At 39.9% G+C, this 6,112-nt stretch carries 7 protein-coding genes; 1 reads left to right on the plus strand and 6 read right to left on the minus strand.

Going from position 1 to position 6,112, the window contains the following annotated elements; genetic code table 11:
* Positions 1–23: 23 nt before the first annotated feature.
* The 4 genes from EA365_00325 to EA365_00340 all read right to left on the minus strand — a co-directional run bounded on the left by EA365_00325 (position 24) and on the right by EA365_00340 (position 3,672).
* Positions 24–458, minus strand: coding sequence for a hypothetical protein (locus tag EA365_00325; protein TVQ49557.1), 435 nt, complete (start codon positions 456–458; stop codon positions 24–26).
* 300 nt (positions 459–758) lie between these two features.
* A complete protein-coding gene (locus EA365_00330; GenBank protein TVQ49558.1) occupies positions 759–1,109 on the minus strand; it encodes a carbon dioxide-concentrating mechanism protein CcmK in 351 nt (116 codons plus the stop codon).
* A gap of 70 nt (positions 1,110–1,179) precedes the next feature.
* Entirely contained in the window at positions 1,180–2,070 is an 891-nt protein-coding gene (locus EA365_00335) for a 50S ribosomal protein L11 methyltransferase (GenBank protein TVQ49559.1), read from the minus strand.
* A 21-nt stretch (positions 2,071–2,091) separates the two neighbouring features.
* On the minus strand, positions 2,092–3,672 hold the full coding sequence (locus EA365_00340; protein TVQ49560.1) for a phosphoglycerate dehydrogenase: 1,581 nt from the start codon (positions 3,670–3,672) through the stop codon (positions 2,092–2,094).
* Positions 3,673–3,758: 86 nt separating this feature from the next.
* Between EA365_00340 and EA365_00345 the strand changes: the two genes are divergently transcribed.
* A complete protein-coding gene (locus EA365_00345; GenBank protein TVQ49561.1) occupies positions 3,759–4,256 on the plus strand; it encodes a hypothetical protein in 498 nt (165 codons plus the stop codon).
* Positions 4,257–4,432: 176 nt separating this feature from the next.
* Here EA365_00345 and EA365_00350 read toward each other — a convergent pair whose 3' ends face one another.
* Both EA365_00350 and EA365_00355 read right to left on the minus strand, forming a co-directional pair.
* Entirely contained in the window at positions 4,433–5,218 is a 786-nt protein-coding gene (locus EA365_00350; GenBank protein TVQ49562.1) for a hypothetical protein, read from the minus strand.
* Entirely contained in the window at positions 5,211–5,954 is a 744-nt protein-coding gene (locus EA365_00355) for a D-alanyl-D-alanine carboxypeptidase family protein (GenBank protein TVQ49563.1), read from the minus strand. The genes EA365_00350 and EA365_00355 overlap by 8 nt, the downstream gene beginning before the upstream one ends.
* Between the last annotated feature and the right edge of the window lie 158 nt (positions 5,955–6,112).

Here is a 6,112-nt window from a genome sequence, read left to right on the forward strand (position 1 = left end):
GGAAGTCCATACCAGTCTAGTTTCTAGATGCTCCTGACTTCAACGAATCGCACAATTCCATTTCCTTTAATATGTTCTTTATAAGCAGAATATATCATACTCTTTTGTTCCCTAATCATAATTAATATTTTGGCATCAGGAAAAGCCTGATTTATTCTATTGGCTATACAATCAGCCATATAATTTTTATAACTATGAATATTTAAAGACACTAAACCTTCATTTGATAAAACTGGAATAAGACCTTCTTTTTCTGCTTTGTGTATATCTGGCATTAACTTTTGTCGTGTATATTCGGGATCAAAAAGAAAAGGATTTGTCAGAACAAACTCTTCTATAGCTATAGCAGCTTGCGTCCCCCAAGGAGAAACAAAACCATTTTCCTCGTTATTAAAAATCACTGTTTGCAAAAAAGTTGAAGCAGTTTTAGGATAACCAATATGAATTAATAGTTTCATAATTTAATTTTACTTAAGAATATCTAATTGATAACAATTTAAAAGTAGTCAAAATGAATCATTGAGGCTCTCCCGTATCTATGGTGATAACTAAAACTTATTGGTTATAGGCGCTCATGCACTCATGCACCCATGCCAAAGTGAAGAAAGTGTGACTTTAGATACAATTTACCCCATAATGCCGAGAGAACCCTACCCATAACTTAGCCACATCGGACCATGAGTTTCTAACTAAGATTGCGTGATTACTATACTTTAGTCAAAAAAGAAGTTGTAATAAGACTACACTCTATGATCAACTTAACGAGCATTTCTTGGTAAAGCAATACCATCTACCTGGTTACGGAAGACTTGGACATTATCGTTATAATCAATTGGCAGCACAGCTACGACATTTTCATGAGGACGAGGAATAATTACCCAGGATTCTAGGGTAGCACCTTCGGTTTTTTTAATAGCTTCGATACCAGCATCCATAGCGGCTTTTACCTCCGAAACGTCTCCCCTGATATTGACGGTAAAGCGCGCACTACCAACACGTATATAACCTACTAAAGTTACTCTACCTGCTTTAACCATCGCATCAGCAGCAGCGAGTATCCCTGGGAAACCTTTTGTTTCAATTGCTCCAACCGCGGGTTCAGCTGGCATATTTTATCTCCTAACTAACGACAAAGAATGTTGTTCTTATCTTATCTTAAAGTAGAAGCAAAATTAGCAATTATTTGCGTAAATTTAAACAACACCATTCTCCTCGTTTCCAAATTGTACTCAAAGACCATTGATATTCTTCGAGTACATCAACCACAGGTTGAATCTGATCTAAGACTAAACCGCTAAGTATAGCCCAGGTGGAGGGTTTAGCTATTTCAGTCATTGACGGGATTAGATCAATGATGACCTCAGCTAAGATATTACAGACTATACCATCTACGGGAGCTTGTAAATGGGTTCTTAATTCGGGAATACTTCCTTGATAGAGAGAGACTTGGGCGGGACTGATTTTATTGAGTTCTCGATTTTGAATAGCGCTAGTAATAGCCAGAGGATCTGTATCTACTCCATAAACTTTTGTAGCTCCTAGTCTGAGCGCACCTAGAGAGAGAATACCCGAGCCACAACCTATATCAACAACTATTTGTTGGGTAGTAGGTGGGGTATAGAAGTGCATGGCGAGGGCTTCTAGACACAATTGAGTAGTAGGATGTTCACCAGTCCCAAAAGCTGTACCTGGATCTAAACGTAGAATCAATCGTTCAGAGGAGGGAGGAGGATCTATCCAAGCAGGGTAGATTAAGAAGCGATCGCCTATTTCCCGAGGTTGCCAATGTTGTTTCCAACTATCTTGCCAATCTTGTTCAGGGATTAATTCCCAAGCGATTACAGGAGTAGGTAACCCTATATTTTGGGCGTCTTGTTGTAACCATTTGGCGATCGCTGCTAAATCCATTGGTTTAACTTGAGATTGAGGAAGATAAGCGCGGAGAAATAAAAGTTTGCCCTTTACTTCTGTAGCTGTACCACTAAAGCCACAATTTTGCAGACGCCAAAATACAGACTCTTCTAGTCTTGGATCACAGAGAACCTTTATTTCCCACCAGCTTATACTCATGATTTTTCCTAATCTACTTTTTTAAAGCTTAACGGTGTAAGCATCGTTGATACCAGAAACTGCTAGAATTTGTGGCAATAACCCTCCAGGGAGTGGATCATCGAGACTAAGAACCATTAGCGCGTCTCCGCGAACGATTTTACGTCCTACTTGCATACTAGCAATATTGACGTTAAAGCTTCCTAGTAATGAACCTATTGTACCTATGATACCAGGCATATCGCGATGGAGGGTAAATAACATATAATTGCTAGGGGGAACATTCACGGGGAAATCATCAATATCAGTAATGCGGATTTCGCCGTGACTTAAGAGTGCGCCTGTTACTGAATGTTCTCCATTTGCTCCTCTAGCTTTAAGATGGAGTGAACCTGAATAATCCTCTACCGAATCATCTCTAGTATCAGTTATTCTGATGCCTCGTTCTTTGGCTTCTATTGTAGCATTAACATAGTTAACTCTTTCACGTAGAGCTTCAGAAAGTAAGCCTTTGACAGCAGCGGTAATAATTGGTTGACTTTGGGCTGAGGCTAAATGACCTTGTAACTTAACGTCTAACCAGTCGATACCACCACCCGCTAATTGCCCCACTAGATTACCTAGGGTTTCGGCTAACTGTAGATAAGGTCGTAATTTTTCCATTACTTGAGGGGTTAAGCCTGGAATATTCACCGCTGAGCGAGCGGGCAACCCTAGTAACACATCCCTAATTTGTTCAGCTACATCTACGGCTACGTTGACTTGTGCTTCTGTGGTAGAAGCCCCTAAATGGGGAGTTAAGACTACTTTTGGACCTAAATCCCGTAGTTTTGACTCTCCTAGGGGTTCAGTTTCATAGACGTCTAAAGCAGCGCCTGCGATTTTCCCTGTTTCGATAGCGGTAGCTAAAGCCTCTTCATCGATGATACCACCACGAGAACAGTTAATTATTCTAGTAGTAGGTTTCATTTTAGCGATAGCTACAGCATCGATGAGATATTTGGTGTCAGGTGTTTTAGGTACGTGAAGGGTGATATAGTCAGACTCACTTAATAAGAGGTCTAAATCTACCAAATTACAACCGAGTTGGTCAGCACGTTCTTTAGAAATAAAGGGGTCATAGGCTAAAATTTTCATACCCATGGCTTTACCTACGGTAGCGACGTGAGAACCAATTTTACCTAAGCCAACCACTCCTAGGTTTTTTTTATATACTTCTGAACCAATAAACTTGCCGCGTTCCCATTTACTAGCTTTAACAGACTGGTTGGCTTCAGGAATACACCGAGACAATGATAACATCATTGCCAAAGCGTGTTCAGCAGCGGCGATGGTATTCCCCTCTGGGGAATTAACTACCACAATTCCTTGACGAGTAGCAACAGGAACATCTATATTATCTACACCGACTCCAGCGCGTCCAATAATTTTAAGGTTTACCCCTGCTTCAATAATTTCTTTGGTTACTTTAGTACCCGAGCGCACCATTAAAGCATCGTATTCAGGGATAATCTTGATTAATTCAGCTGTTGGTAACCCTGTATTGACATCAACTTGAGCGACTTGAGCGAGAATATCAATTCCTACTTGATCAATAGGATCTGAGACTAGAACTTTTGCCATAATTTTTTTAAGCTAAGAGTTATTCTTTTATCATGGTACAGTTACCCGTGAAAATTTGATACCAGTCTCATGGTTATAATCAATCAATGAATTATCTAATCGCTGTTTTTGCTAACCGTATCAAAGCTGAAGAGGCTTATACTGCTCTAGAAAAAGTTGGATTCTCTGCTGACCAAGTTAAAATAGTTGGTAAAGGATACTTAGACTTAGAACAATTACCTTTATTTAATTCTCTGCAAAAGGGTAAAACCAGAGCAATACAGATGGCTTACTGGTTAGTTCCTTTCGGTTTTGCTGCGGGTTATCTATTTAATTCCCTAACTAAAATCTATCTATTTGATTGGACTAGTGAATTAGGTAATCATCTTGTAGGGGGAGTATTTGGGGCGATCGCAGGAGCTATGGGGAGTATTTTTGTCGGTGGTGGTGTTGGTTTAAGTGACCAAAATGAAGAAACCACTTTTTACAACAATCAACTCAAACTTGGTAAATACCTGGTGGTTATTGTTGATACTAGTTCACCAATTAGCAATCAAGCCAGACAAATTCTTGTTTCTTGTCAACCCGATAGTCTAACTAATTAAGAGGGAAGAGAGGGGAGAGGGGGAGAGGGGAGACTTCGGAGAAGGGGAGATGGGGGAGATGGGGGAGTAGGGAGTGTATTGTATGGCAATAATAAAACCGTTCCACCTAATACCTAAAACCGTTCCACCTAAACCCGTACACGAAGTGCGGATCCAAAAGCGCCTACTCCAAATACCTAATACTTTTCGCGCTTGGATAGGAGATCTGAGTAGATTTGTTTGAGGTATGCTTCGACTAATTGGGCTTCACTATAGGGTAGAGGCAAATTTCCGAGGATATCTAAAGGAGTTTTACTAGATTCGGGGGGAGTAATCACGACTAAAGATGAGTCTAAGGGTTCTTGATAGGACCAAAATTGACTAAAATCAAGCTCTACTGACTCTTTTAGAGCTTTTTTAGATTGTTTAAGCTGATTTTCTCTAGTGAGATTCTCTGGTTCTCCTAATTCTTGAGCACGAAGTTGACGTAAAGCTAAGATTATTTCTGTTTTACTTTTGCCACGTAGTTGAAAAATAACAAAAGGGTTCTCACTAAAGCGATCGGCTAATTGATAATAAACCGCGCCGATATGTTTACAAGGGTTAGCTGCATCGGGACAAGTACAATGAGAATGAATCTCACTGAGATTAAAAGGAAATAAACTTAAACCATTAGCAGTAAACACACCCTCTATATCTTGAGGCATTTCTCCTGCTAAGAGTTGAGCTAGAAATAAAGCGTGTTCTGAAAGAGTATTAATAATATCTTGCCAACTTTCCTCGGTAAATGAGTCTAAAGCTAAAGAAACCTGATAAGGTTGAGCTTCACTACCTTGAACTTGGGCTAAAACTTGAGTCTGATTAAACTCAATATTCAAAACATTACCCTCTCTAGCGTAAATACGTGCTCTTTCTAGACGTTTTTTAAACCGATAGGAATCGAGTAACTCTAACCAACGTTGTACCCACCATTGTTCATTCATTTAAATTTCTAGCTCGATAAAAAGTCTCTAAACTATGACTATTACCCACAAAACGCCAATGCCAAGGTTCGTAATTAATTCCCTGGGGATTATTTTCGGGAAAAGAGAGCTCAAAACTATAGCGAGCAGCATTAGCTTGTAACCAGAGAAAAGCTTCAGTTTGAGCAAAACCTGGCTGTAGATGGGTAGCGGGAACTTTGCCATCACCTATATCTATAGCATAACCCGTGTGATGTTCACTATAACCAGGAGGAGCGCTCACTTCTGCTCTTTGGGTAGTTATTTGTCCTCGTTCTTCTTTAATACCAAAAAAGATGTTTTCTTGGTCATCGAGGGAGCGAAATCCCGAAATTGGTACTAAAATTATCCCTTCGGCTTGTGCGTCTGCTTGCATTTGTAAAAATCTTTCTGCTGCTGCTGAGCGTAATTTAATCCTTTGATCTGGGGTAATAGCCACTAAATCATCTAGGGGTGCTTCTGTATATTGGAGATGTCCTAAAATATTGTCTAAGGGTTCGGGAATAGACGTAACTGTAGGTTGTTCTGTAACTATAGGCTCAGGTGCAGGTTCTGTAATTAAGTTTTGTACTTGTTGAGGACGTAACCAAAAAGCTAAACCGAGGGTGATTATGCCTAAACTTACCATAAACACTCCTCCTGCTAACAGTAGGGGTGATAAAGATTTAGCTTTTTGGGGTTGGTATTTCTTGCGTAGAGCCTTGGGTATATCTTCCATGCTTGTTTAATCTAAGTCTGAGCTGACCAAAAACCTTAGCTCATTATAGCTCTACTTAGATCTTGCATCTGAAGGAAAGAGGGAAAAGGGAAGAGGGGGGAGAAGCTCACAAGTGTAGGTTTTTTACAGAAAAGTTATCATGAGGTAAGACAAGGGAG

Origin of the sequence: Gloeocapsa sp. DLM2.Bin57 (assembly GCA_007693955.1) — a bacterium.
Classification (GTDB): Bacteria; Cyanobacteriota; Cyanobacteriia; order Cyanobacteriales; family Gloeocapsaceae; genus Gloeocapsa.